Here is a 25,850-nt window from a genome sequence, read left to right as displayed (position 1 = left end):
TTAGGTGGCGCAGTTGTTGGATGAGGAAAAGCATCCGCAGCTACTGATTATCCTCATCCTTGGGCTAGAGATAAATGGGATCACAACATAAGCTTAACAAACGTCAGCTCATCTTATAAGAATTGGTCTATGTCTGGCAAAGCAGATATTGTCAAAAATAATAAAGTCCAAACTGGTGGTTGGAAAGGTGCAGGGCAAACCAGTTCCATTAGTGTTGGCCATCTACCGTGGGAAATCACAAGTACACCAGAACCTTGGTGGGAATACCAATAATACGTTGAGTTTGTAGACTTAAATACTGCATATTCAATCAACCGTAAAACCAAAATGATTGACATAATTCATAGGTGAATTTTGGTTTTATACTTGTTTGAATATCAATCTGTTGAAAAAATATCGGCATCTATTTTTAGGAGTGAACACTTGGTATGAAGAAAATTTTACAAAGTAAATATCTGATTATTTTTATCGTTACATTTTTTCTTGGCTTGCTATCATTTGTTCAAGTGCGAGAAATTAAATCATACATCGTCTATCCGGCATCGGAAACCCTATCGATTAAGCAAGTTGATGACACGAAAGCTAACAAAGTTTATTTTGAAATCTTAGAACAATTTGCTGTTACGCATCATATCGAGTTATATTATCCTGTTGTGACTTCAGGCAAAACAGAAACCTTTACTTTTGGAAAAGGTGAAGATTTGACAAAGTTAAAAAATAGTTATGTGGTTGGCGGTTATTGGTCATCGGATAATCTGAGTCAAGATGATTTAAAATTTTTGAAAAATAAAGGTATTATTTCTGAGAAATTCCCAGCCTTTTCACCTCAAATGTCAGGTTTATCATTCTTGTTTAGTGGGTTGAAATCTTTAATTACCTGGGGAATTATTATAACATTTATAACAATCTTAACGTTGTTGAAACTACTGAAAAGTAAGGCGGTAATTATCAGAAGAAGTTTAGGGACTTTAAGAAAATATGCTCTGATAGAATTAGTAACGGATGTCGCGAGCTATCTAGTGTTTGGCATGAGTGTTTTTACACTTGTTGGCATTTTAAATGGCGGATTAGTTTATACCAATGTTTTTTCAATGGTGATTGCCTTATTTCTAACGTTATCAATTGTCATAATCATCTTACTTATATTGGCCAATTTATTAGTGTTTTTGGTTATTCAATTTTCAAACCCGATTTCAATTTTTAAAAATAAATTACCTAATAAAGGGTTTTTAGGTATTCTATCTGTTTTAAATATATTTATCCTTATTATTTTTGGGACTTCCTTAATCAAAACTATCAAAACAATTCAGCCGATTTATGAAGCCTATCATAGTATGAGTCAGTGGCAAAACTACCAAGATTACCTGACTTATAGCCGTCATGGGCTAGATAATCCAAATAGTATTGATGAAGATCATCGTTTAGATAAAAATCAAATGGCGGAAGAATTGACCTATACACGAAAATGGGCAGCATTCTATCTAGCTTATCCTAAGGAGAAGGTTATTACCAATATGCCTTTGAATTGGCAAGTTGAGGCAGTATCAGAAACAGCTTATAGTTCGCAAAACACACATATTGTTAATAGGCAATTTTTGAAAGAAAATCAAAAAATGGGTTATCTTGAAAAATTGGCAGAACCTGTTAAAAATTATCTTTATACAATTTATTTACCCGAGAAATATACTGATGAGCGAGAGAACCTGGAAAAACTATTGGATATGGGAGAGTTAAGCCTAGATAAGACGATTAGTAAGTTTCAATTTATAACAATCAAGAATGGGCAAGAAACGTTTCAGTTTAATTCAACGATTGAGGGGCAGGCTATTCCTGAGCAACTCCAAAAAGACCAGATATTTGTTGTGGTGAATACGGCATTACTTGATATGACTAACATTGTCGCAGCTGATTTACCACGTGCTTTGTCGGAGCAATCCATTTTTGAGCGTCATGGTTTTGATGGTATCGCAAAACAAACGGACGTTCAAAAAGGTATTTTAGATACAACGAATGTCTATCAACGCATGTCAACTTATGTGACGGAGTTATTTAATAGTTTATTAGCGAATGCTATCTCACTTGTTTTATTATTCATTTTTCAAATTATGATTTTTTATAAATTTATTAGTTTGGCCATTAGATTAAAAGCGAAACAAATTGTGATTACAGCGTTATATCGTCCAAAATCGAAAAAAATATTTTTCTCTATCTTAGCCTTGGCTTTTGGGATAAATATCGTATCAAGCATCGGTGTCTGGTTATTGACAAAAGAATTGGTACTTATCTTGATAATGCTGAGTTTTCTGATTCTTGAAATGTTGATTTTAATGACAGTTTCAGCCATTAAACTAAAAAAATATAGGGTACAAATTTTAAAAGGAGAAGTTGAGGTCGTATGATTGAAGTCAAAAATTTAAAGAAAACATTTGATCAAAAGATAGTTTATGATGGCATTGATTATCAGTTTGAATTTGGTAAATCATATGCCATTATTGGCGAGTCAGGTAGTGGAAAATCAACTTTTCTCAATGCGCTTGCAAGACTTGAAAAACCGACATCTGGAACGATTCAGTTAAAAAATCAAGATATTTGGAAAATGAAAGAAACAACTTATTTTCAGCACCATCTAGGTTATATTTTTCAAAATTATGCTTTGATAGATGATGAAACAGTGTCACAAAATTTAGGACTTGTTTCTAAAAATAAAGCGCGACAAGTTGAAGTGTTATTACAAGTTGGTCTTGATGAAAGCTATTTGAAATCAAAAATTTATGAGTTATCTGGCGGTCAGGCACAACGGATTGCGATAGCAAGATTATTACTGAAAGAATCAGACGTTATTTTAGCTGATGAGCCAACAGGTGCCTTGGACGAAAAAACAGCTGAGGAAGTTGAGCGTTTATTATTATCCTTGGTTAAACCGGAAAGTGTCTTGATTGTGGCAACGCATGATGAATTTTTGGCAAGTAAAATGGACGCTATTATTGATATGGTAGCATTTAAGTAAGAAAGTTGAAAAATATGAAGAAAATAATAATTACGCTTGTGTCGTTTGTGGCGATCTTTTCCTTGGGTTTTGCCTTCATGTCTTGGAAAAATCCAAGAAATCATCCGGAAAGAGTTTCAGGCAAGGCAGAAACGCTTATCAATGAAACTTCTGGAGAGAAAAAGATTAAAATTAAGACAGCTGGCTATTATGATTTGATAGCTATTAAGTCGGATGATTTGGTAGCAGGCAGAGAGTTCCCGCTAGTAGGTCAAACAAATGTTGGGCACTTTTTCAAAAAAAATCAAGAAGTTATTTTGAGTCCGAATAGTGAGGTTGAGATGGTGCCAAGTAAATTTGAAAAGATTGAAGTAGAAAATGAAGGCATCAAGTTACAAAATTCAGGTGCTTACCTAATCGAAAAACAATTCTCAGTAGGTGATTATGAGGCATCACTTTCTGGTGTGGCGACAGATACAAGTGGCGTTCAAATTATCATTGAAACATTGAGTGGTAAAGTAAAGCAAGAAGTTAGTTTATTAAATGATGTTGATAAAATCAATCTGACAGTTTCAAAAAATACTTTTTTAAGAGTGAAAAAGGGCTTAAATAGGGAGTTGCGTGTTATTTTGAAAAAGAAATAGAATTGTTGTTTTTTTCAACATTCGATTATTTTCGAACGATGAACTGAAACTAAATCTTTTTTTCGCTTGACAACTTGTCAGAATAATCGTAAAATTAGAACAATAGCAGAAGAAGTAGCGAGATATTAGGACTTTCAGGGACTTGTCGGTGATTGCGAGACAAGAGTTCTATCACGTGAATGGGCTGCGATGTGTGAACTGATATCAGATTAGTTCGATTTTGATTCGAAACGATAAGAATCACGTGGGTGCCCGATATCGCACAATCCCTTGCTTGAGGGAGATGAGATGTAGAGAAAGACTATTTCAAATAGGTTTTTTCGCTACAATTGAGGTGGCACCGCGTGTGATAACGTCCTCGACGAAAGTTTAGTCTTTCGTCGAGGACTTTTTTTGAAAAATTTTTGTGTTAAACGAATATGGTCATCAGCTCATAAGCCAAGGTGGCTACATGTCACTGACTTGAACTTTCACAAAAATGATGTTTATAGAAAAGAGTAAATATGACTTTAAGAAAAACAATTAATGCTGATATTATTACACCTATTCTGGCTTATTTGCGACTGGAATTAAAACATAAGCTTATCTTGGAATCTATTCCGAGAGAAAAGGAAAATTCACGTTACTCCATGATTGCTTACAATCCCGTGCATGAAATTAAGTTTGAAAATGGCGTGCTGACAGATAATGGTCAGGTCAAAACAGATGATCCACTTGATTATCTGAGTGAGCTGACTGTTAAAAATAAAGAGAGGTCAGACCTACCGTTTACGGGCGGAGCCATTGGTTTTGTGAGTTATGACACCATTGCCCTCTATGAAAATATCGGGGAGATTCCCCAAGATGCAATTGGCACGCCAGATTTGCATTTCTTTCTCTATGAATCTTATCTGATTTTTGACCACAAGAAAGAGCAGATTACCATTGTCGAGTCGGATATTTACAGTGGGCGCACGGCTGATGATTTAGCGCTTGCCATGGAGTTGGTGCTATCAAACTTGACGCGACCACATAAAAATGAATTTGAAACGGTTAAGCTCAATCCCTTATCCTTCAAAAGTAATACGACCAAGGCTGATTTTATTGAGATGGTGGCGCAGGCTAAGGAGCATATCAAAAATGGCGATATGTTTCAGATCGTCCTTAGTCAGCGTTTGACGAGTCAGATTTCGGGCAATCCCTTTGATTATTACCGCAATCTGCGCTTGACCAATCCGTCAAATTATCTGTATTTCCTAGATTTTGGTGACTATCAAATCATGGGTGCTAGTCCGGAAAGTCTGGTGTCAGTGAAAAATGGTGTTGTCACGACCAATCCCATTGCTGGCACACGACCACGGGGCGCTGATGAGGCAGAAGATGAGTACTTGTCAAATGACTTACTGGCTGATAAAAAAGAGGTCGCGGAGCATCGGATGCTAGTTGACCTCGGTCGCAATGACATCGGGAAGATTTCTAAAGTTGGTACGGTCAAAGTGACCAAGTACATGGAAGTCGAGTATTTCCGCTATGTCATGCACCTGACGAGCGTTGTCAAGGGCGAACTTTTAGACAGAGTCTCTAGCTTAGATGCCCTCAAGTCGACCTTGCCGGCAGGTACCGTATCAGGTGCACCGAAAATTCGCGCCATGCAGCGGATTTATGAGCTAGAAAAGACCAAACGTGGTATCTATGCGGGTGCTATCGGCTACCTGTCAAGCAACTCAGACATGGACTTCGCGATTGCCTTGAGGACTATGGTGCTCAAAGAAGGCAAGGCGCACGCCCAGGCAGGTGCGGGCATCGTCTTTGACAGCGTGCCTGAAAGCGAATATCAGGAAACTTTGAACAAGGCAAAGGCCATGACCAAGATTGGAGAAAGCAATGATTTTATTAGTTGATAATTACGATAGTTTTACCTATAATTTAGCCCAATACATCGGCGAATTTGCCGAGGTTAAGGTCTTGCGAAATGACGACCGAGACCTCTACACTGTCGCCGAGGCGGCTGATAAAATCGTCTTTTCTCCAGGCCCCGGTTGGCCTGCTGACGCTGGCAGAATGGAAGAAATGATTCGTGACTTTGCCGGTAAAAAACCAATCTTAGGCATCTGTCTCGGTCACCAAGCCATTGCCGAAGTTTTCGGTGGCAAGCTAGATTTGGCAAAACACATCATGCACGGCAAAACCTCTATGGCTGAAAGTCAGATAGATTCGCCGTTATTGGCAGGTATTCCGAAAACGCATGAAATTATGCGCTATCATTCGATTGTCATTTCTCAAATGCCAGCAGATTTTAAAATCTTGTCAAAAACGACTGATGACCATGAGATTATGTCGATTCAACATGACACCTTGCCGATTTTTGGCATGCAATATCACCCTGAGAGCATTGGCACGCCTGAGGGGATGCGGATGATTGAGAATTTTGTGAGGTTGTGAAGCATTACTGAAATTGTTCGATGCCAACTTGACCTAAATGAATGAAAGAAAAATAAGATGAAAGAAAAACTAATCAAACTAATGAACCGCGAAGATCTTTCGCGCTACGAAGTCAACCAAATCGCCAATTCTATGTTTAATGGCGAGCTGACAGACTCACAGTTATCAGCTATTCTCATTGCCCTTGCCATGAAAGGCGAAACGATTGATGAAATGGTGGGAATTGTTGATGTTGTCCGCGAAAAAGCTTTGAAAATTCCGACGAGCATCACGACTGCCATGGATAATTGTGGGACGGGTGGCGATTTGTCATTTTCCTTTAATGTTTCCACGACTGCTGCCTTTATCTTGGCGGCGGGTGGTGTCAAAATGGCGAAACATGGCAATCGGTCGATTTCCTCAAAATCGGGCTCGGCTGATGTCTTGGAGGCGTTGGGGATCAATCTCTATCACACGCCAGAGGAGTTGGCAGACATTTTCGATAAGACAGGACTCGTTTTCCTTTTTGCCCAACACGTTCACCCTAATATGCGTTATGTTATGCCTGTTCGGCGTGAGCTGGAGGTTCGCACGGTACTCAATCTCATCGGTCCTTTCACAAACCCAGTCAATCTCGATACCCAGCTGCTCGGAACCTCTCGTCGTGACCTTTTAACAACGACGGCAGAAGTTCTGAAATCATTGGGGCGCCGTCGCGCCCTAGTCATCAGCGGGCCAAACAATATGGACGAGGCGAGTCTGGACGGTGTCAACCAGTATGCCTTGCTTGATGAGACGGGCGAGATTACGGTGCATGAGTTCGACCATGAGAGTCTGGGGATGCCGCGTGTGACTCTGCAAGAGATTCGCGGTGGCGAGGGCAAGGAAAATGCGGCGATTCTCAAATCTGTGCTGAAAAATGAAGCAAGTCCATTCTTGGAGGTCTCGGTTTTGAATGCGGGGCTAGGCTTTTTTGCGGCAGGTGTCTCGGAGACGATAGTTGCAGGGATTGCCAAGGCGCGTGAGGTCATCGCAAGTGGTCAAGCACTGGCGAAATTAGTCGAGATGCAGGAGCTGAAATAATGGCGGAAAATTTAACTGAGATTCGGACAGAGATTGACAAAGTCGACGAGCAAATGATTAGCTTGCTTGCGCAACGTGGTGACTTGGTCAAGCAAGCGGCGACCTTTAAAAGGACAGTAACTGATGTTCAAGCACCTCAACGTGTTGCGACAGTTATCGAAAAAGTGAAGGTCTTGGCGCGCGAAAAGGGAGCAGATGAAAAGTTGGTCGAAAAACTTTATCGGAATATGATTACTGATTTTATCGCACTTGAACAGGAAATGCTCAAGTTAGAGTAAAAGCAAGATTGAAACAAGGGGGGGCTTAAAATGGCAGCTGATAAAATGGACACACGCTCGAAAATTAAGCAAATTGATATAGAACTATTGGCTTTGATCAAGGCGCGTGGCGAATTGGTTAAACAGGTCGTAGCAAGTGATTGGCAGGTGTAAAAAAAGTTGACGTCACACGATTAGCGCGTGAAAGGGGGATTTGTAGTGCCCTGATTGATAAACTGAACAGCGCCATGCTTGCCGGTTTTACCGAACTGGAAACACAAATGATTACCGAAAATATCAAGCGCTAACCTATACAAATGAAAATAAGGAGTTGAAATGGAAAACTTTCTTGAAAAAATACTAGCTGAAAAAGTACTTGAAGTGGCACAAATGCCTCTAGAAATACCAGGTCAAGTCCGAAAAGTCAAAGGCTTTATTGAACGCTTGCGAGAAAATCCGCAGCAGCTGCAGGTTATCGCTGAAGTCAAACGTGCCTCGCCGTCACTTGGTGCCATTAACCTAGATGTTGATGTCTTGGCACAGGCAAAAAGTTATGAAACGGCGGGTGTTTCTGCGATTTCAGTTTTGACTGACCCAGTCTTTTTCAAGGGCGCTATTGACGATTTGCGTTTGGTTGCCAAAAACGTTGACGTGCCAGTGCTGAACAAGGATTTTATCATTGATAAAAAGCAGATTACGCGTGCGGTCAATAGTGGGGCGACGATTGTCTTGTTGATTGTCGCTTGTCTAGCTGAAAAAGACTTGCAAGACTTGTATGACTATGCAACATCTCTAGGTTTAGAAGTTTTAGTCGAGGTGCACAATGCTGAAGAGCTAGCTATTGCGCATCGAATCAATGCTGAATTGATTGGCGTTAATAACCGTAACCTCAAAACTTTTGAAGTCGACATTCAAAACAGCCTAGACTTGGTGCCCTTACAAGAAAAAGAAAGATTTTACATCTCAGAGTCTGGGATTAAATCACCTGTCGAAGCTGAAAAAGTTGCCCAAGATTTCCGTGCTGTACTGGTTGGCGAAGCCTTGATGAAAGACGGTAATCCGACAATTGCCGCTAGAAATTTGCAGGTCAAGCGCCATGTGGATTAAAATTTGCGGTCTGTCAACGCAAGCAGCCGTCGAAACAGCAGTCAAAGCTGGTGCCACTCATATCGGCTTTGTATTTGCTGACAGCAAGCGCAAGGTCACACCAGAATATGCCAAATATCTAGGCAAATTTGTCCCCAAAACGGTCAAAAAAGTTGGCTTGTTTGTCAATGAGGACTTAACACTTGTTCAAGATATTGTCGCCAAAGTCGGACTTGACATGGTCCAACTCCACGGACAAGAAAGCGCGGACTATGCAGCTCAGGTTGGCGTACCCGTGATTAAAGCTTTCGGTATTAAAGATGGTAAACTGCCAGATAACATCTCAGAGTTTAAAAATCAGGTGATTTTATTAGACGCACCACCCGCCCAATTTGCGGGGGGAAGTGGCACAAGTTTCGACTGGAAAGCCCTTGATTTATCAGCTTTGGACGGTTACCAATTCTTTGTTGCCGGTGGCTTGACGCCTGAGAACGTTGGTGAGGCGATTCGCTATTTTCCTACTGCCTATGGTGTGGATATATCGTCTGGCGTCGAAACAAATGGTGTTAAGGATTTGGAAAAAATCAATCATTTTATAGAAAAGGCAAGTGTTGCCCATTCGGAAGATTTATTAGCAGAATGTTTGGCAATCATTAGAAAATTGAATGATTATCATATCGTGCCTTACCTAATGGGAAGTCTTGCAGTGACTTTAGTAGCTGGCTTTCCGACCAATCCAGATGACATTGACCTTCAACTTCGTCAAGCAGATTTTCAAAATTTTGATTTATTGACAGAAGTGATGGCATCCATGGGTTATCAACTGATTGATTTACACGAACACAAATTTTCAAAAGGTAAGATTCTTGTTGGTTTTGCTAACGTAGAAACGCTGAAAAAATATGCGGATGTTGATTATTCTGAATTGGCACTTGGAAAAAATCAAGCAGATAGCTCAGCATTATTTTATTTACCTAATATTGCGCAACAAATCAAAATTTATAAGGCGGCAACCCAAGATAGCTGGCGAGCAGGGAAACCAAAAGATCAACTGATTTTAAATCAACTAAAGGAGCAAAAATGACCTACCAAAACCCAGACCCAGCCGGATTCTTCGGCACCTACGGCGGCACATTCGTCCCGGAAACGCTGATGTACGCCGTCAAAGAACTCAAAGCAGCTTACGAGGACAGCAAGACTGACCAAGCTTTTCAGGACGAGCTCGCCTATCTCCTCAAAGACTATGTCGGGCGTGAAAATCCGCTCTATTTTGCTAAAAATTTAACAGAAAAACTCGGCGGCGCCAAAATTTACTTCAAGCGTGAAGATCTCAATCACACAGGTGCCCACAAAATCAACAACGCCCTAGCCCAAGTCATGCTGGCTAAAAAAATGGGCAAAAACAAAATCATCGCTGAAACAGGCGCGGGGCAACACGGCGTGGCGACGGCGACAGCAGCAGCATTGTTTGGCATGGACTGTAAAATCTACATGGGTGCCATTGATGTCAAGCGCCAAGAACTCAATGTTTTCCGTATGCAGCTCCTCGGTGCCGAAGTTATCTCAGTGACGGATGGGTCGAGCGTGCTCAAAGATGCGGTGAATGCTGCTCTCCGTGCTTGGGTTGAAAGTGTTGAAGATACTCATTATATCCTTGGCACGGCTGCAGGCCCTGCGCCATTCCCAGAAATGGTGCGCGATTTCCAAGCCATTATCGGGCGTGAGGCGCGGGCGCAAATTCTTGAAAAAGAGGGTAAACTTCCTGCGGCTGTTGTTGCTTGTGTTGGCGGCGGTTCAAATGCTGCCGGACTTTTCTACCCCTTTGTCAATGATGAAACGGTTGCCATGATTGGGGTTGAGGCTGCAGGTCGTGGTCTTGATAGTGGCGAAACGGCTGCCTCTATCAATCGCGGGTCTGACGGTGTCCTCCATGGCAATATCATGCGACTGCTTCAAGATGAAAACGGTCAAGTTCAAGAGGCCTACAGTATCTCTGCCGGGCTTGATTACCCTGGCTTGGGGCCTGAGCACTGCCACTGGAACGAAACGGGACGAGCAGAGTATATCTCAGCGACTGACGATGAAGCATTAGCAGGGTTTAAGATGCTATGCGTCACTGAAGGCATCATCCCCGCACTCGAAAGCTCACACGCCATTTCCCAACTGCCGAAACTGGTCAAACGCTATGGCAAGGATGAGAGCATCATCGTCTGCCTCAGCGGTCGCGGGGACAAGGATGTCGCGCAGATTAAAGAACGTGCAGAAAAAGGAGAATTTTGAGATGAAAAGCTTGCGACAACATTTGGAAAACCTGAAAGCTGACGGCAAAACTTTGCTCGTACCATACATCATGGCGGGCGACCATGCAGATGGCATCGCAGGACTCCCTAAAACCATTGATTTTTTGGCGGAAAATGGTGCTAGCGCCATTGAAGTCGGTATTCCCTTTTCAGATCCAGTGGCTGACGGCCCTGTGATTGAATTGGCGGGGATCCGTTCCTTGAAAAATGGGACGACTTTAAGAAAGGTTATCGACACCCTGAAAACAGTCAAAACGGATATCCCACTTGTCATCATGTCTTATTTTAATCCTATCTATAAATACGGCATTGAACAATTTGTCAATGACCTCAAAGCAACGCCAGTCAAAGGCTTGATTTTACCAGATGTGCCACGGGAACATGAAAATATGATTGCACCGTTTTTGACAAACACTGATATTGCTTTGGTGCCACTTGTAACTTTAACTAGCATCCCAGAACGCCAAGCTGAATTGGTCAATGGAGCGGAAGGTTTTATTTATGCTGTGACGGTCAATGGAGTCACAGGTGCAGATCGCGATTATCGGGCAGATTTGAATCAACATTTAGCGAAATTAGCTGAGATTTCTGATGCCCCCGTTTTAGCAGGTTTTGGCGTGTCCTCAATCGCACACGTTGAAAAATTCAGACAAGCAGTCGATGGTGTCATTGTTGGCTCCTACATTGTTAAAGGATTACACGAAGGCAAAACAGCTGAAATTGCAGAATTTTTACAAAAATCAAGTCAAATATAAAATAAAAAGCGATTTCTATACAAAAATCGCTTTCTTTTTAGGAATAATTATGGTAAGATAAACATTAGGACTGTATCTATCGTAAAAGATGTGTACCAGTCAAATTGTTGGAGGAAACTTTTTAAAAAATGAACGAATTTGAAGAACTATTGAACAGCGTCGGTGACGTTAAAGTCGGTGACGTCGTAAGCGGTGAAATCCTCACTGTCGAAGGTGATCAAGCTACTGTAGCTATTGTTGGTACAGGTGTTGAAGGTGTTTTGACACTTCGCGAACTCACTAACGAACGTGACGCTGATATAAATGACTTCGTCAAAGCTGGTGAAGTTAAGGAACTCTTGGTTGTTAAGCAAATCGTGGGTAAAGAATCAGAAGGTGCTAATGTTTACTTGCTTTCTGAAAAACGTCTTGCTGCACGTAAAGCTTTTGCTGACCTTGAAGGTAAAGAAGGCGAAGTTGTCACTGTTAAAGTCTTAAAAGACGTTAAAGGTGGCTTGTCAGTAGACTTCAATGGTGTTCGTGGTTTCATCCCAGCATCTATGATTGACACTTACTTTGTACGCGATACTAAGAAATTTGTCGGTGAAGAATTTGATGCTAAAATCATCGAAGTTAACGCTGCTGAAAAACGTTTCATCTTGAGCCGTCGTGCGGTTATTGAAGAAGAATCTAAAGCACAACGTGCTGAAGCTTTTGCTAACTTGCATGAAGGTGATATTGTTGAAGGTACTGTTGCACGTACAACTGATTTTGGTGCTTTTATCAACCTTGGTGGTGTTGACGGACTCGTTCACGTGACTGAATTAGCTCACGGACGCGTTAAAAAACCTAGCGATGTTGTTAAAGTTGGTGAAACTGTTCAAGTTAAAGTCTTGAAAGTTGATGAAGAAGCTGGTCGTGTATCACTTTCTCTTAAAGCGACACAGCCTGGCCCATGGGATGACATCGATGAAAAAGCACCAGTTGGTTCTGTTCTCGACGGTACTGTTAAACGTATTACTGACTTCGGTGCCTTCGTTGAAATCTTCCCTGGTGTTGAAGGTTTAGTTCACATTTCTCAAATCTCTTGGGAACGTGTTGAAAACGCTAAGGATGTCTTGTCAGTAGGGCAAGCCGTTCAAGTTAAAGTACTTGACGTGAAACCAGCTGAAGAGCGTATCTCATTGTCTATCAAAGCTTTGACTGAAGCGCCTGCACGTAAAGAACGTTCAAATGATTCAGGTAACGCTGCACAAGGTGGACAACGTCGTGATGCTAAACCACGTGCACCACGTCGCAATACTAAACCAGAATACACATTACCAGAAACACAAGAAGGATTCTCACTTGCTGACTTCTTAGGTGATGATTTCGATATTAACAACTTTTAATTAAAGGTTTCCAAAACGTCCGAAAGGGCGTTTTTTTGATATAATGGAAAGAAAGTGGTGCCAAAAACGGCTTTAATTATGATTTCGTAGTTGAAAAAATGTACACAAGAATAGCAATAAGTATAGTGGCTACGAATTAAAAGGAGAACGTATCAAAATGGTCAAATTGAAATTTTTGAGGTCGACCTCAGTATGAATGATACCATTAAGGCAAAACTTGCCATACTGCCAGACAATCCTGGCTGTTATTTGCATAAAGATAAAAACGGAACGATTATTTATGTCGGTAAAGCCAAAAATCTAAAAAATCGGGTACGCTCATATTTTCGTGGTTCACATGACACTAAGACTGAATTATTAGTGTCAGAAATTGTTGATTTTGAATTCATTGTCACAGAGTCGAATATCGAGGCATTACTCTTGGAAATTAATCTTATTCAAGAAAATATGCCCAAGTATAATATCATGCTCAAGGATGATAAGTCCTACCCTTTTATCAAAATCACACGCGAGAAGTACCCACGTCTTTTGATTACGCGACAAGTTAAGAAGGATCAGGCTCATTATTTTGGCCCTTATCCAGATGTTGGGGCGGCTAATGAAATCAAGCATTTGCTCGACCGAATTTTTCCTTTGCGTAAGTGTAATGTCCTGCCTAATCAAGTTTGTTTGTACTATCATATGCATCAGTGTCTGGCGCCATGTGTTTTTGATGTTGATCCTAAAGTTTATGAAGGAATGACTGAGGAAATCACTAAGTTTCTCAATGGTGGTGAGGACAAAATTGTCAAAGAGTTAGAGTCAAAAATGCATGAGGCCGCGGCTGGCTTTGAATTTGAAAAAGCTGCTGAATACCGGGATTTAGTTAAGAGCATCGGAACGCTTAGAACTAAGCAGCGGGTTATGAATCATGATTTACAAGATCGAGATGTGTTTGGTTATGCGGTAGACAAGGGGTGGATGTGTGTGCAAGTTTTCTTTGTGCGTCAAGGAAAACTCATTCAACGCGATGTGAATTTATTTCCCTACTATAATGATGCAGATGAAGACTTCTTGACTTACATTGGTCAATTTTATAAAGGAGCTGAACACTTTATTCCCAAGGAAATTTTTATTCCGTCGGATATTGACTTGGCATCAGTTCAAGCTTTGACACAAACGAAAGTGATTCAACCGTCTCGTGGTGAAAAGAAACAGCTAGTAAATCTCGCGACGAAAAATGCGCGTGTTAGCCTACAGCAAAAATTCGAATTGGCTGAGAAAAACATCGAAAAAACACACGGTGCGATAGAAAATCTAGGAACTATCATGAATATCCCGACTCCCCGACGGATTGAAAGTTTTGATAACTCTAACATCATGGGGACAAGTCCGGTTAGTGCCATGGTTGTCTTTGTTGACGGAAAACCTTCTAAAAAGGATTATCGTAAATTTAAAATTAAGACTGTCGTTGGACCGGATGATTATGCTAGTATGCGAGAAGTTATCTTGCGGCGTTATAGTCGTGCCATTAAAGAAGATGGTATTTTACCAGATTTAATCATCATGGATGGTGGTGTTGGTCAGATTAATGCAGCTAAGGACATTCTTGATAGCTTAGGGCTTGATATACCAATAGCAGGTTTAGCGAAAAATGATAAGCACCAAACGCAAGAGTTGCTATTTGGAGACCCTTTGGAAGTTGTCCCATTGAGTCGGCAAAGTCAGGAATTCTTCTTGTTGCAGCGAATTCAAGACGAAGTCCACAGATTTGCCATTACCTTTCACCGACAAGTTCGTTCAAAAAATTCATTTTCTAGCAAATTGGACGGTATTGACGGTTTAGGCCCGAAACGTAAGCAGAAATTAATGCGCACGTTTAAATCTCTGACAAACATCCAGGCGGCAACACCTGAAGCAATTCATGAGGCAGGCATTCCATATGAAGTCGCACGTCGTATCAAAGAAACGCTGTCGTCAACAGAGGATGAACAAAAATAGGGATGGCCCCAATTCGCAAAAGGATGAGCCCAGATCGCAATTTTGCCCATTTTTTTGATAAAATAGTGATGATAGCAAATAAAGTGGTACTAATTCATACTTGGAATAGTATCAGGATATGACGAGATGAAAAGAGGTGACAAATGACAAACAAAGCCCAGCTTTGGACAGCTGATGAGATGTATCGCTTTGCGCGAGAAAATAAACTTGGTTTTAACATTTGGGGCGCATGGTTGCAGAAATTACATTTTAAGGTTGTCGCAGAAAGTTTGTTGGATGACGAATACGCTGTTTCTAGTTTTATTGGTAGACATACAGACTACGATGATGACGAAGGCGAGGAAAATGAAGGTGCGCAAGCAGACCCGAAATTTTTTAACACGCAAGGTTATTATGCCTACATCATTACGAATGAGAATCGGCTAGTTTACGCCCGTTGGCGACCCTTTTTTCACAAAGTATCCTCTATTCCGCTTAATGATATTAAAAATATCGAGCCGATCACTCACATTATTTGGGGACATGTTCGAGTGGAATCTTTAGGTGATAATTTTTCGGTCTTTTGGACGAAAAGTGTCGTTAGAAGAATTGCCAAACGAATCCAAGAAGGTGTGAGTGACATCAAAAATAGTCACATGTATGGTGGATATCAAACAAATACACCTGTGCAAGAGCCACCACAACAACAGCCTATGCCTGAAAAAACGGCAGAGCCAAGAGTTGTCTATGACACATCCACCATGTATGAAAAATTGTCATCTGCTAAGCTTTCAATGGAAGAGGGATTGATTACAGCAGAAGAATATGACGAGTATAAAGAAAGGTTATTAGGAAGAAAATGACACAGATTGATTTTAAAGCAGAGGTTGCAGCACGTAAAGATGATTTATTGACAGACTTGTTTTCACTTTTGAAAATTAACTCAGAACGTGATGACAGCCAAGTAACACCAGAAACACCGTTTGGACCAGGTCCAGTTGCTGCACTCAAACAATTTTTGAGTTTAGCTGAGCGTGATGGCTATGCGACGAAAAATGTTGACAACTATGCTGGTCATTTTACTTATGGTGATGACCTACCTGAAGATGCAGAAGTTCTTGGTATTTTTGCACACATGGATGTTGTCCCTGCAGGAACGGGCTGGGATAGCAATCCTTATGAACCTGAAATTCGCGATGGCAATATTTATGCTCGTGGCGCATCAGATGATAAAGGCCCTACAATGGCGTGTTACTATGGTTTAAAAATCTTAAAAGAATTGAATGTACCATTGACTAAAAAAATTCGCTTTATCGCAGGAACTGATGAAGAATCAGGTTGGGGCGACATGGATTACTATTTCGCGCATGTAGGATTACCAGAGCCTGACTTCGGTTTCTCACCAGATGCGGAATTTCCAATTATCAATGGTGAAAAAGGTAATATCACTGAGTATCTACATATCTCGGGTGACAATTCAGGTGCTGTTCACTTGCATCGCTTTACAGGTGGTTTGCGCGAAAATATGGTACCAGAATCAGCAACAGCCGTGATTTCAGGTAATGTAGCAGATTTAAACACCAAACTTGAAGCATTTGTGAGTGCACATGCAGACAAAAAACTTAGATTTGAGACTGAAGTCAATTCAGATGGTCGAGTAACGGTTGTTCTTCATGGTCGTTCAGCTCACGGTGCTATGCCAGAAAAAGGTATTAATGGTGCCACTTACCTTGCTAAATTCCTTGATGAAATCGGTGTTGTATCACCATTCACTAAAATTGCGGGAATGATCTTAATTGAAGACCATACTGGTGATAAAACAGGTGTTGCCTTCGAAGACCCTAAAATGGGTGCTTTGTCTATGAATGCGGGTGTCTTTAACTTTGACGATAAATCATCTGATAATACCATTGCCTTGAATTTCCGTTACCCACAAGGAACAGATTCTGATGCGATTTATCAAGTACTCACAGCACTTGAAGGTGTTGAAAACGTTACTAAATCAGCGCATGAGCACACGCCGCATTATGTCCCAATGGATGACGAATTGGTGAGCACTTTACTTGCCGTTTATGAAAAACAAACAGGTCTTAAAGGTCACGAGCAAATTATCGGTGGTGGGACTTTTGGTAGATTACTTAAACGCGGTGTAGCCTTCGGTGCTATGTTCCCTGGTGACATTGATACGATGCACCAAGCCAATGAATTTATTCCAGTCGATGTCTTATTACGTGCGGCGGCAATTTATGCTGAAGCAATTTATGAATTAGCGAAATAAGCTGTTAAATCTGTAAACATCTCTGAATTGGAGGTGTTTTTTTGTTGTCAATCGTATGGCTATTAGCATTTTAGATATTTTTATCGCGGATATAAATTTTTGATATATCAGATGATAAAATAGCATGAGAAAATAGGTCTATATTAATTTAAAGGGGAACTCATGTCTATTTTATCACTACTTATTATACTATCAGGTTTTATTGGTAGTTTGCTATGGCTTTTTCAATTGCAGGTAAAGCATATTAGCTTTAACAAGCGGGTGCTTTTTGGCTTATTTGGCGGTATTATTTTCGGTCTAGTGATTCGACTTTTGTTCGAAAAGGCTTCTAATTTTTCTACGAGTCTATCATGGATTTCTTTGGTGGCAGATGCTTATGTGGCACTGTTGCAAATGCTAGTCATGCCACTTGTTTTTATCTCTATTGTTGGGGCTTTTACGAAGTTAGAAGTTTCGAAAAACTTGGGTAAAATGGCGCGTAACGTTCTAGCTATTTTATTAGGGACAACTGCGATATCAGCTGCTGTTGGTTATTTATCAGCTATCGCTTTTGGTCTGAATGGTGCAGTCTTTTCTGAGGGAGCGGCTGAAAAAGAAAGAATTGCGGCGCTCGCAGAAAAGCAACTTCAGGTTAAGGGGGTGCCAATCACTGAGCAGTTGCTCAACCTGATTCCTCGTAATGTATTTGCAGATTTTGCTGGAACACGTCCGACCAGCACGATTGCTGTGGTTATCTTTGCTAGTTTTTTGGGTATTGCTTTTCTAGGCATTCAAAGAAAGTACGCGAAGGAATCTCAAACCTTTGCTGATTTAATTCAGTCGCTTGAAAAAATTATCTTGCGCGTGACGACTTTAGTTTTAAGGCTCACACCTTTTGGTATCTTTGCTTTAATGACACGTGTCATGGCAACGAGTGATTTTGAGGCACTTGTCAATCTTGGGCGATTTATCATCGCAAGTTATGCGGCAATTATTGTGATGTTTATCGTTCACTTTGTACTTTTAGTTTGGGTGAAAGTATCACCGAGTGAGTTTTTGAGCAAGGCTTGGTCAACGTTGCTCTTTGCCTTTACCTCAAGGACGAGTGCAGGGACACTGCCGATGAATGTTGAAACGCAAATTCAAAAATTTAGTGTGAACGAGGCAGTTGCTAACTTTTCAGCAAGTTTTGGTTTATCAATTGGTCAAAATGGTTGTGCGGGCATCTATCCAGCCATGCTCGCAACGATTGTTGCACCTACAGTTGGGATTAATATCTTCTCAATTGAATTTATATTATCGCTTATTGCGATTGTGACAATTTCGTCGCTTGGTGTGGCGGGTGTGGGTGGTGGTGCAACATTTGCATCCCTAATTGTTCTATCTTCTATGAATTTACCGATTGCGATTGTAGGGCTTGTCATTAGTGTTGAGCCATTAATTGACATGGCAAGAACAGCGCTCAATGTCAGTGATGCAATGGTAGCAGGGATTGTAACGGATAGATTAATAAAAAAACAAGCTTAACTCAGCATCAAAATGATTAAATCCCCAATCAAGGGGATTTTTTTGTTATAATTAGAATATGATTTATGGTAATGGTGTTGATAATATTGAACTTTCTCGGATTGACAAGGCACTAACTCGAAATCCCAAATTTGCACAACGTGTGCTCACAGAAAATGAATTGGCAAAGTTTAGGTCCTTATCGGGGCAGCGCCAAATTGAGTTTTTAGGCGGACGTTGGGCAGCTAAAGAGGCGTATTCTAAAGCCTACGGCACCGGTATTGGTGGTCAACTCTCTTTTCAGGATATGACCATTTTACCAGATGAGCTAGGCGCACCGAAGTTTATTCAACATCCTTTTTCTGGACAAGGCATGGCGCATTTATCCATTAGTCATAGTCATTTGGAAGCTATTGCTTTCGTCATTTTAGAAAGTCGTGAATAGAAAATGAAACCAAGTACACATCGGCCAACGCAAGCAATTATTAATCTTGCAGCGATTCAGGCAAATATAGAGAACTTCAAGAAGTATACAGGCAACAACACCGATATTTGGGCAGTTGTTAAAGCCAATGGTTATGGTCATGGCGCCAATGATGTGGCGCAATGCGCCAATGACTTAGTCTCAGGTTTTTGTATCTCTAACCTTGATGAGGCGATTGAGCTTAGAAGTCATGGCATTGTCAAACCGATTTTAGTTTTGAGTGGTATCGTGCCAGAAGACATCCATATTGCAGTTAACTTACGCATTACTGTAACAGTTCCTTCATTGAATTGGCTTAAACTCGTCGTACAGCATCTTGAAAATGTCGAAACCGAACATTTAAAATTCCATATTAAGGTAGATTCTGGAATGGGAAGAATTGGTGTGACGACTTTTCGAGAGGCAAATGAAATTATCGCACTGGCGGATCAGTATGGCATGGTCTTTGATGGTATTTTTACACATTTTGCCACAGCGGATGAAGTCGCACAAGAAAAATTTGAGTCGCAATGGACAAAATTTGAATCGATTGTATCAGATTTAAGTCGTCGGCCGCAGTATGTTCATTCTAGTAATTCGGCTGCTGGTATTTGGCATAAGGAAACCATTCAAGATATTGAGCGCTTAGGAGATGCCATGTATGGTTTAAACCCAAGTGGGCAAACACTTGACATGACTTATGAAATAACACCAGCACTTGAGTTGAAATCAGAATTGACACATATCAAGACTGTTGAAAAAGGGGAAACGATTGGTTATGGTGCGACATTTGTCGCAGATCGACCAACAATTGTAGGTACTGTACCAATCGGTTATGCAGATGGTTGGACGCGTGATATGACTGGTTTTTACGTTTTAGTTAATGGAGAAAAATGTCCGATTATCGGTCGAATTTCTATGGACCAGATGACTATCGCTTTAAATGAAAAATTACCAATTGGAACAAAAGTAACTTTGATTGGACATGATGGAGATAAAAAAATAACAGTAGACGATATTGCAGCACATCGTGGGACTATTAATTATGAAGTTGTTTGTTTATTAAGTGATAGGATAAAACGGATATATATATAAATGGGTAGAGAAATATTAAGGGGAGATGTCTTTTTTGCCGATTTGTCACCAGTGACAGGAAGTGAACAAGGGGGAGTTAGGCCTGTCTTAGTGATTCAAAACGATGCAGGTAATACTTTTGCACCAACGACAATCGTTGCGGCTATTACAGCAAAAAAGACAAAAAGAGCTTTACCGACTCATGTTGCGATTTGTAAAGAGGCGGCGGGGGTTGGATCAGATTCAGTTATACTGTGCGAGCAAATGAGAACAATCGATAAGTGCCGTTTACGAGAAAAAACGGGACATCTCAGTAGTGAGATTATGGCACAGGTCGATGTCGCAATCAAAAAAAGCTTATCTTGCTAAAAAGATAAGCTTTTTGTTATATAATCGTAATAAAAAATAACATAAAAATAACATTTAATTATAGTTAAATCCATTTACAAAGGCATTTAATTACGATATAATAATTTTATAAATGAATTAAATAACAAATTTATTTAAGTTGTCGTAGTTTTTTAATATTATTTAAAGATAAGAGGGTTATGATTAAGATATACACAGTTGCCTACAGTTCGTCTTGTGATAAGGCTAAAGCGTGGTTGAACGAACACAATTTAGAATATGAAGAAATTAATTTGATGAAGGCTGAGCTGACAGATGAAGAAATTCTGCAGCTACTAACATTAACTGAGAACGGAACTGAAGAGATTATCTCTAAACGTGGTAAGGCTTATAAAAAATTAAATGTTAATTTAGACGATTTATCTATGAGTTGCTTGATTGAAGTGATTGAAAAAAATAGAAGTTTATTGAGACGACCTTTAATCGTTGATGAAAAAAGACTTCAAGTTGGCTATAACGAAGATGACATCAGAAAGTTTTTACCACGTTCTGTTCGAAAGATTGCCTTTCAAACAGCAGAAAGTAGAATTAAGCGTGACTTGCTGTTGCATGGCGTCATTTGAACTGATACATAGTAATACCGAACATTTTACATATTAAGCATTAAAAACAGTAGAGAAACAGCGGTAAAATCGCTGTTTTTTTGTTAAAATAGTTTCATACCTCGCTTTTTTGCTAACAATAAAAGTGCTAATGATGAGGTAAAAAAGAAAGACGGAGAACAACATGACCTTAATTGACGGCAAAGCATTAGCCGATAAAATGGCAATTGAATTGAAAACAAAAGTTGATGACTTAAAGTCTGCCGGTGTCACACCAGGTCTGGTTGTGATTCTAGTTGGCGAAAACCCAGCAAGTCAAGTCTATGTCAGAAATAAAGAACGTCGCGCCTCTGCAGCAGGCTTTCATTCGGAAGTCATTCGTTTGCCAGAAGAAACGACAGAAATAGCACTACTCAACTTGATTGCACAACTCAATCAAGACGATAAATGGCATGGGATACTCGTGCAACTCCCTTTGCCTGCTCATATTTCAGAAGAAAAAATCCTACTCGCTATTGAACCAAATAAGGATGTTGATGGCTTTCACCCAACCAATATGGGCCGCCTCTGGTCAGGTAATCCTGTCATGATTCCCTCAACACCAGCGGGCATCATGGTCATGCTAGAGACTTATGGCGTTGACCTATCAGGCAAGAACGCGCTAGTGATTGGACGCTCTAATATTGTAGGGAAACCAATGGCACAGATGTTGCTAGACAAACACGCAACAGTTACAATCGCCCACTCGAGAACAAAAAATCTGCCAGCATTAGCCAAACAAGCTGATATTTTAGTGGTAGCAATCGGGCGTGGCAATTTTGTCACGTCAGATTTTGTGAAACCAGGAGCTGTTGTTATTGATGTCGGTATGAATCGTGATGAAAATGGCAAATTAATCGGTGACGTCAAATTTGATGAAGTTGAACCAATTGCTAGCCTCATCACACCAGTACCAGGCGGTGTCGGACCAATGACAATCACCATGCTAATGGAGCAAACCTATGAGGCCGCTAAACGGACTTTAAACAAATAAACACTAAATTCAGACGGGGAAAATTTCCCGTTTTTTTGGTACAATAGTAACATGACAGAATATTTGAGTGTGTCAACATTAACTAAATATTTAAAGACTAAATTTGACCGTGACCCTTACTTGGAGCGGGTTTTTCTGACGGGCGAAATTTCCAATTTTAGACGCCGTCCCAAGCACCAATACTTTGCAATCAAGGATGAAAAATCCGTGATTCAAGCGACCATGTGGGCAGGGGCTTTCTCTAAACTCAACTTTGAATTAGAAGAAGGCATGAAAGTCAACCTTGTTGGCCGCGTTCAGCTCTATGAACCTGGTGGCTCTTATTCGATTATCATCGAAAAAATGATGCCCGATGGCATTGGCGCTCTTGCGATTCAACTTGAGCAACTCAAGAAAAAACTAACTGCCGAGGGACTCTTCAATCCTGACTTCAAGCAAGCTATCCCGGCCTTTTCTCGAAAAATCGGTGTCGTTACAAGTCCCAGTGGTGCAGTCATTCGTGACATTATTACCACTGTCAATCGTCGCTTTCCGATGACAGAGATTTTACTATTTCCTGCTAAGGTGCAGGGCAATGGTGCAGCCGAAGAAGTTGCCAGTCGCATACGCGAAGCCAATGGACGTACAGACTTGGATGTTCTAATTATCGGTCGAGGTGGTGGGGCTATTGAAGACCTCTGGGCTTTTAATGAAGAAATTGTCGTCCGTACAATTTTTGAATCAAGAATTCCGGTCATTTCCTCAGTTGGACATGAAACGGATACGACATTAGCGGATTTTGTGGCGGATAGACGGGCTGCAACACCTACCGCCGCTGCAGAGTTGGCAACACCAAACACGAGATTAGATATTTTACAGTATTTGACAAACAGTGAAATACGACTTAGCACCAGTGTACAACGCAGTGTCAATCAAGGACAAGAAAGATTCATTAGACTTCAAAATTCAGTGATTTTTCGGCAACCTGAACGTTTATATGATGGTTATCTTCAAAAATTAGACCAGTTAACAGGTACATTGACCCAGAATTTACAACAACATTACCAAAAAAATCAACAAACCCAAGTACTTTTGACAAGTCGTTTGACAAGTTTACGATTGTCGCAAAAGATAATAGAATCGAGTCGATATTTAGACCGCGAAATAGCGAGTTTAAAAATTAATTTTACCAACTTTTTTGAGCAACAAAAAATACGAGCAGAAAAAGCTTATGACAGTTTGAGCTTGATTGACCCAGAGAAAATTATTAAACGTGGTTTTGCGATTGTAAGAACGGCAGAACAAAAAGTAGTTAAGTCTACTCAAGATGTTAAAACAGGTGATTTTCTGAGCTTAGAGGTTTCAGATGGCCAGATAGATGTAGAGGTGAAAAATGGTTAAAGCAGTAACTTTTGAAGAAAATTTAGCAGCATTAGAGGATATCGTTAAGCGTTTAGAAAATGGTGATGTTCCCTTGGAAGAAGCAATCGCAGAATTTCAAAAAGGCATGAAGCTATCTAAAGCTCTACAAAAAACCTTGAAAGATGCCGAGGCAACCATGGTAAAAGTCATGGCAGACGATGGAACAGAGCAAGTATTTGATGAACAATAAAGCATTTTTGACCAGATTGACAAGTATTTTTGATGACTTTTATGATGCGGATGACTTGGTGTCACATCTGACGCAGAGTATCCAATACTCAATTCAGGCAGGTGGCAAGCGGATTCGACCTTTGTTTCTACTTGAAACCTTGCAGGCCTTTGGCGTGAGCATCACGACAGAACATCTCAAAGTAGCTGGTGCTGTGGAGCTAATCCATACTAGCTCACTCATCCACGATGACTTACCGGCCATGGATAATGACGATTTTCGTCGTGGTAAACCGACTAATCACAAAGTTTTCGGAGAAGCACAGGCAATTTTGGCAGGAGATGCCCTCTTACTTGATCCCTATCTTTTACTGGCAAATGCCGACCTACCTTCAGGAGTCGTTGTTGCATTGGTAAGAGAATTAGCACTAGCCTCAGGCAGTCACGGAATGGTTGCAGGTCAAGTCCTGGATATGGATGGAGAGACGCAAACTCTTACTTTTGAGCAGCTGAAACAAATTCATGCTCTGAAAACGGGTAAAATGCTAACATTTCCTTTCGTTGCCGCAGGCCTTATCGCGCAGCAGTCAGATGAAGTCATCTTATCACTCCGCAATCTAGGGGAAAAAGTCGGTCAAGCCTTCCAAATCAGAGATGACATTTTAGATGTTACAGCAACATTTGACCAAATCGGGAAAACGCCTGGTAAAGATGAAGCTGCAGACAAGTCGACCTATATTAAATTATTAGATTTGGCGGGTGCCAAAGCAGAATTATCAGCCAATCTGGTGGCAGCTGAAAATATTTTGGCGGAGCTTTCACGCACAACGCAGCTAGTGCCTGACAGCATTTTGAAACAAATTGAAAGATTAAAAATTGACTAAAGAACGAGTAGATGTCCTAGCCTATAATCAGGGACTATTTGATACACGCGAGCAGGCAAAACGCGGTGTAATGGCTGGTATTGTCATCAATGCCCTCAACGGAGAGCGCTTTGATAAGCCAGGGGAGAAAGTTTCCGATGATTTAGAGTTGATGATTAAGGGTGAAAAGTTACCTTATGTCAGCCGAGGTGGTTTGAAACTGGCGCGAGCACTTGATATATTTAAGATTTCGGTTTTAGATCAAACTGCTATTGACATTGGCTCATCAACAGGTGGTTTTACTGACGTCATGCTCCAAAATGGTGCCAAAATGGTCTATGCTGTTGATGTTGGAACGAACCAGCTAGCTTGGAAAATTCGACAAGATAATCGTGTTGTGGTTATGGAGCAGTTTAATTTTCGTTATGCCAAATCAGAGGACTTTAACCATGATTTGCCGACTTTTGCATCAATTGATGTTTCTTTTATCAGTTTGGCTTTGATTTTACCAGCTTTATTCGATATTTTACTTGAAGGTGGTCATGTTGTCGCGTTGATTAAACCACAATTTGAGGCGGGGCGTGAACAAATCGGTAAAAATGGCATTATTAAAGATGCCAAAATTCAAGAAACAGTGATTGAAACGGTTGTCAATATGGCAAATGGTCTAGGCTTTTCGACCATTGGTTTGACAAGTTCACCGATAAAAGGTGGTCATGGCAATATTGAATTTCTATTGCATTTGACAAAAAACGCAGAAGTGATAGACCACGTAACATCACGGATTAAAACGGTGGTTGCAGATGCGCATGGAGAATTAGATGAAAAAAAGTGAACGGATTGATTTAATCAAAAAAATACTGGTTGAGCAAGACATCATGACACAAGATGACTTAGTAAACGCTCTTTTGGATTTAAATATTGAAGTCACACAGGCTACTGTTTCACGCGATATGAGAGAACTTCGTTTAGTAAAAGTACCGGCAAAAACAGGTGGTTATCGCTATGCCTTGCCTGAAAGTAATCGACTCAATACAGATGCAGAGTTTTTTCAATCAGTTGTTGAAGAAATTAAAAAACAGGGTAATCAATTGGCGATTAGAACAAGCCCTGGGTCAGCTATGCTGCTTAAACATCGCTTGTTGACACGCTTTGAACCGTTGATTTTTACAGTGCTGTCAGATGATGATACGATTTTATTAATCGCCACTACGGCTGCAACTGCTGAAAAAATTTACACAAGTTTATCAAATTGATGGTGTGATAAAGGAAAGCCTAGGCACCTTGATGGAGGG

28 protein-coding genes and 1 pseudogene are annotated in these 25,850 nt (G+C 40.6%); all 29 read left to right on the top strand.

The window, feature by feature from the left end; all coding sequences use genetic code 11:
• Window positions 1-129 precede the first annotated feature (129 nt).
• The 29 genes and pseudogenes from RR45_RS11230 (at window position 130) to RR45_RS06810 (ending at window position 25,811) form a co-directional block, all read left to right on the top strand.
• The gene (locus RR45_RS11230; protein ID WP_003138273.1) at window positions 130-273 is read left to right on the top strand and encodes a hypothetical protein; all 144 of its coding nucleotides are present in this window, start codon (window positions 130-132) and stop codon (window positions 271-273) included.
• A gap of 155 nt (window positions 274-428) precedes the next feature.
• Entirely contained in the window at window positions 429-2,399 is a 1,971-nt protein-coding gene (locus RR45_RS06935; protein ID WP_072353641.1) for a hypothetical protein, read from the top strand.
• Complete coding sequence (locus RR45_RS06930; protein WP_031365849.1) at window positions 2,396-3,007, top strand: ATP-binding cassette domain-containing protein; 612 nt, start codon at window positions 2,396-2,398, stop codon at window positions 3,005-3,007. The genes RR45_RS06935 and RR45_RS06930 overlap by 4 nt, the downstream gene beginning before the upstream one ends.
• A 14-nt stretch (window positions 3,008-3,021) precedes the next feature.
• Complete coding sequence (locus RR45_RS06925) at window positions 3,022-3,630, top strand: hypothetical protein (RefSeq protein WP_031365848.1); 609 nt, start codon at window positions 3,022-3,024, stop codon at window positions 3,628-3,630.
• Window positions 3,631-4,133: 503 nt separating this feature from the next.
• A complete protein-coding gene (gene trpE / locus RR45_RS06920; protein WP_031365847.1) occupies window positions 4,134-5,510 on the top strand; it encodes an anthranilate synthase component I in 1,377 nt (458 codons plus the stop codon).
• Window positions 5,494-6,051, top strand: a complete 558-nt coding sequence (locus tag RR45_RS06915; protein WP_031365846.1) for an aminodeoxychorismate/anthranilate synthase component II — start codon at window positions 5,494-5,496, stop codon at window positions 6,049-6,051. The genes trpE and RR45_RS06915 overlap by 17 nt, the downstream gene beginning before the upstream one ends.
• 57 nt (window positions 6,052-6,108) lie before the next feature.
• The gene (gene trpD, locus RR45_RS06910; RefSeq protein WP_031365845.1) at window positions 6,109-7,113 is read left to right on the top strand and encodes an anthranilate phosphoribosyltransferase; all 1,005 of its coding nucleotides are present in this window, start codon (window positions 6,109-6,111) and stop codon (window positions 7,111-7,113) included.
• A complete protein-coding gene (locus RR45_RS06905; protein ID WP_031365844.1) occupies window positions 7,113-7,391 on the top strand; it encodes a chorismate mutase in 279 nt (92 codons plus the stop codon). Before trpD ends, RR45_RS06905 begins: the two co-directional genes overlap by 1 nt.
• 30 nt (window positions 7,392-7,421) lie before the next feature.
• Entirely contained in the window at window positions 7,422-7,544 is a 123-nt protein-coding gene (locus RR45_RS11225) for a chorismate mutase (protein ID WP_179295333.1), read from the top strand.
• A complete protein-coding gene (locus RR45_RS11220; RefSeq protein ID WP_167362599.1) occupies window positions 7,532-7,678 on the top strand; it encodes a hypothetical protein in 147 nt (48 codons plus the stop codon). The genes RR45_RS11225 and RR45_RS11220 overlap by 13 nt, the downstream gene beginning before the upstream one ends.
• Before the next feature lie 28 nt (window positions 7,679-7,706).
• Window positions 7,707-8,477 (top strand): indole-3-glycerol phosphate synthase TrpC, encoded by a 771-nt coding sequence (trpC, locus tag RR45_RS06900; protein ID WP_031365843.1) that lies wholly within the window; start codon window positions 7,707-7,709, stop codon window positions 8,475-8,477.
• Window positions 8,467-9,057: pseudogene (locus tag RR45_RS11560) on the top strand (phosphoribosylanthranilate isomerase); the annotation flags it as partial. The gene trpC and the pseudogene RR45_RS11560, both read left to right, overlap by 11 nt.
• A 479-nt stretch (window positions 9,058-9,536) precedes the next feature.
• Window positions 9,537-10,736 (top strand): tryptophan synthase subunit beta, encoded by a 1,200-nt coding sequence (gene trpB, locus RR45_RS06890; protein WP_031365841.1) that lies wholly within the window; start codon window positions 9,537-9,539, stop codon window positions 10,734-10,736.
• Between the two features lies 1 nt (window position 10,737).
• Window positions 10,738-11,511, top strand: coding sequence for a tryptophan synthase subunit alpha (gene trpA / locus RR45_RS06885; protein ID WP_031365840.1), 774 nt, complete (start codon window positions 10,738-10,740; stop codon window positions 11,509-11,511).
• Window positions 11,512-11,639: 128 nt separating this feature from the next.
• On the top strand, window positions 11,640-12,881 hold the full coding sequence (gene rpsA, locus RR45_RS06880; protein ID WP_031365839.1) for a 30S ribosomal protein S1: 1,242 nt from the start codon (window positions 11,640-11,642) through the stop codon (window positions 12,879-12,881).
• Window positions 12,882-13,073: 192 nt separating this feature from the next.
• Entirely contained in the window at window positions 13,074-14,861 is a 1,788-nt protein-coding gene (gene uvrC, locus RR45_RS06875) for an excinuclease ABC subunit UvrC (RefSeq protein ID WP_031365838.1), read from the top strand.
• A 143-nt stretch (window positions 14,862-15,004) separates the two neighbouring features.
• Window positions 15,005-15,703 carry a hypothetical protein gene (locus tag RR45_RS06870; RefSeq protein ID WP_031365837.1) on the top strand — a complete coding sequence of 233 codons (699 nt, stop codon included), beginning with the start codon at window positions 15,005-15,007 and terminating at the stop codon, window positions 15,701-15,703.
• Window positions 15,700-17,118, top strand: coding sequence for a dipeptidase PepV (gene pepV, locus RR45_RS06865; RefSeq protein WP_031365836.1), 1,419 nt, complete (start codon window positions 15,700-15,702; stop codon window positions 17,116-17,118). Before RR45_RS06870 ends, pepV begins: the two co-directional genes overlap by 4 nt.
• 162 nt (window positions 17,119-17,280) lie before the next feature.
• Window positions 17,281-18,624, top strand: coding sequence for an L-cystine transporter (locus RR45_RS06860; protein ID WP_031365835.1), 1,344 nt, complete (start codon window positions 17,281-17,283; stop codon window positions 18,622-18,624).
• Window positions 18,625-18,682: 58 nt separating this feature from the next.
• Complete coding sequence (acpS, locus tag RR45_RS06855) at window positions 18,683-19,048, top strand: holo-ACP synthase (RefSeq protein ID WP_031365834.1); 366 nt, start codon at window positions 18,683-18,685, stop codon at window positions 19,046-19,048.
• 3 nt (window positions 19,049-19,051) lie between these two features.
• Window positions 19,052-20,161 carry an alanine racemase gene (gene alr, locus RR45_RS06850; protein ID WP_031365833.1) on the top strand — a complete coding sequence of 370 codons (1,110 nt, stop codon included), beginning with the start codon at window positions 19,052-19,054 and terminating at the stop codon, window positions 20,159-20,161.
• A complete protein-coding gene (locus RR45_RS06845; RefSeq protein ID WP_031365832.1) occupies window positions 20,162-20,509 on the top strand; it encodes a type II toxin-antitoxin system PemK/MazF family toxin in 348 nt (115 codons plus the stop codon).
• A gap of 179 nt (window positions 20,510-20,688) precedes the next feature.
• Window positions 20,689-21,111: a transcriptional regulator Spx gene (gene spx / locus RR45_RS06840; RefSeq protein ID WP_031365831.1), complete on the top strand. Its 423-nt coding sequence runs from the start codon at window positions 20,689-20,691 to the stop codon at window positions 21,109-21,111.
• Window positions 21,112-21,274: 163 nt separating this feature from the next.
• Entirely contained in the window at window positions 21,275-22,123 is an 849-nt protein-coding gene (locus tag RR45_RS06835) for a bifunctional methylenetetrahydrofolate dehydrogenase/methenyltetrahydrofolate cyclohydrolase (protein WP_031365830.1), read from the top strand.
• Window positions 22,124-22,174: 51 nt separating this feature from the next.
• Window positions 22,175-23,503, top strand: a complete 1,329-nt coding sequence (gene xseA, locus RR45_RS06830) for an exodeoxyribonuclease VII large subunit (protein WP_031365829.1) — start codon at window positions 22,175-22,177, stop codon at window positions 23,501-23,503.
• Window positions 23,496-23,714 (top strand): exodeoxyribonuclease VII small subunit, encoded by a 219-nt coding sequence (locus RR45_RS06825; RefSeq protein ID WP_031365828.1) that lies wholly within the window; start codon window positions 23,496-23,498, stop codon window positions 23,712-23,714. The genes xseA and RR45_RS06825 overlap by 8 nt, the downstream gene beginning before the upstream one ends.
• A complete protein-coding gene (locus tag RR45_RS06820; protein WP_031365827.1) occupies window positions 23,704-24,576 on the top strand; it encodes a polyprenyl synthetase family protein in 873 nt (290 codons plus the stop codon). Before RR45_RS06825 ends, RR45_RS06820 begins: the two co-directional genes overlap by 11 nt.
• Window positions 24,569-25,390 (top strand): TlyA family RNA methyltransferase, encoded by an 822-nt coding sequence (locus RR45_RS06815; RefSeq protein WP_031365826.1) that lies wholly within the window; start codon window positions 24,569-24,571, stop codon window positions 25,388-25,390. Before RR45_RS06820 ends, RR45_RS06815 begins: the two co-directional genes overlap by 8 nt.
• Entirely contained in the window at window positions 25,377-25,811 is a 435-nt protein-coding gene (locus RR45_RS06810; RefSeq protein ID WP_031365825.1) for an arginine repressor, read from the top strand. Before RR45_RS06815 ends, RR45_RS06810 begins: the two co-directional genes overlap by 14 nt.
• The last annotated feature ends 39 nt before the right edge of the window (window positions 25,812-25,850 follow it).

It is taken from the genome of Pseudolactococcus chungangensis CAU 28 = DSM 22330, assembly GCF_002441885.1.
GTDB lineage: Bacteria > Bacillota > Bacilli > Lactobacillales > Streptococcaceae > Pseudolactococcus > Pseudolactococcus chungangensis.
This window is presented reverse-complemented; position numbering and strand designations above follow the sequence as displayed.

Bases quoted from the DNA above. Each gene is read 5' to 3' on its own strand.
- RR45_RS06930 (WP_031365849.1), top strand. From the start codon at position 2,396: ATGATTGAAGTCAAAAATTTAAAGAAAACATTTGATCAAAAGATAGTT.
- RR45_RS06935 (WP_072353641.1), top strand. From the start codon at position 429: ATGAAGAAAATTTTACAAAGTAAATATCTGATTATTTTTATCGTTACA.
- acpS (WP_031365834.1), top strand. From the start codon at position 18,683: ATGATTTATGGTAATGGTGTTGATAATATTGAACTTTCTCGGATTGAC.
- RR45_RS06835 (WP_031365830.1), top strand. From the start codon at position 21,275: ATGACCTTAATTGACGGCAAAGCATTAGCCGATAAAATGGCAATTGAA.
- trpA (WP_031365840.1), top strand. From the start codon at position 10,738: ATGAAAAGCTTGCGACAACATTTGGAAAACCTGAAAGCTGACGGCAAA.
- uvrC (WP_031365838.1), top strand. From the start codon at position 13,074: ATGAATGATACCATTAAGGCAAAACTTGCCATACTGCCAGACAATCCT.
- RR45_RS06925 (WP_031365848.1), top strand. From the start codon at position 3,022: ATGAAGAAAATAATAATTACGCTTGTGTCGTTTGTGGCGATCTTTTCC.
- RR45_RS06905 (WP_031365844.1), top strand. From the start codon at position 7,113: ATGGCGGAAAATTTAACTGAGATTCGGACAGAGATTGACAAAGTCGAC.
- RR45_RS06915 (WP_031365846.1), top strand. From the start codon at position 5,494: ATGATTTTATTAGTTGATAATTACGATAGTTTTACCTATAATTTAGCC.
- trpD (WP_031365845.1), top strand. From the start codon at position 6,109: ATGAAAGAAAAACTAATCAAACTAATGAACCGCGAAGATCTTTCGCGC.
- RR45_RS06825 (WP_031365828.1), top strand. From the start codon at position 23,496: ATGGTTAAAGCAGTAACTTTTGAAGAAAATTTAGCAGCATTAGAGGAT.
- RR45_RS11230 (WP_003138273.1), top strand. From the start codon at position 130: ATGTCTGGCAAAGCAGATATTGTCAAAAATAATAAAGTCCAAACTGGT.
- alr (WP_031365833.1), top strand. From the start codon at position 19,052: ATGAAACCAAGTACACATCGGCCAACGCAAGCAATTATTAATCTTGCA.
- trpC (WP_031365843.1), top strand. From the start codon at position 7,707: ATGGAAAACTTTCTTGAAAAAATACTAGCTGAAAAAGTACTTGAAGTG.
- RR45_RS11225 (WP_179295333.1), top strand. From the start codon at position 7,422: ATGGCAGCTGATAAAATGGACACACGCTCGAAAATTAAGCAAATTGAT.
- RR45_RS06820 (WP_031365827.1), top strand. From the start codon at position 23,704: ATGAACAATAAAGCATTTTTGACCAGATTGACAAGTATTTTTGATGAC.
- rpsA (WP_031365839.1), top strand. From the start codon at position 11,640: ATGAACGAATTTGAAGAACTATTGAACAGCGTCGGTGACGTTAAAGTC.
- trpB (WP_031365841.1), top strand. From the start codon at position 9,537: ATGACCTACCAAAACCCAGACCCAGCCGGATTCTTCGGCACCTACGGC.
- spx (WP_031365831.1), top strand. From the start codon at position 20,689: ATGATTAAGATATACACAGTTGCCTACAGTTCGTCTTGTGATAAGGCT.
- RR45_RS06810 (WP_031365825.1), top strand. From the start codon at position 25,377: ATGAAAAAAAGTGAACGGATTGATTTAATCAAAAAAATACTGGTTGAG.
- trpE (WP_031365847.1), top strand. From the start codon at position 4,134: ATGACTTTAAGAAAAACAATTAATGCTGATATTATTACACCTATTCTG.
- RR45_RS06845 (WP_031365832.1), top strand. From the start codon at position 20,162: ATGGGTAGAGAAATATTAAGGGGAGATGTCTTTTTTGCCGATTTGTCA.
- RR45_RS06860 (WP_031365835.1), top strand. From the start codon at position 17,281: ATGTCTATTTTATCACTACTTATTATACTATCAGGTTTTATTGGTAGT.
- RR45_RS06870 (WP_031365837.1), top strand. From the start codon at position 15,005: ATGACAAACAAAGCCCAGCTTTGGACAGCTGATGAGATGTATCGCTTT.
- pepV (WP_031365836.1), top strand. From the start codon at position 15,700: ATGACACAGATTGATTTTAAAGCAGAGGTTGCAGCACGTAAAGATGAT.
- xseA (WP_031365829.1), top strand. From the start codon at position 22,175: ATGACAGAATATTTGAGTGTGTCAACATTAACTAAATATTTAAAGACT.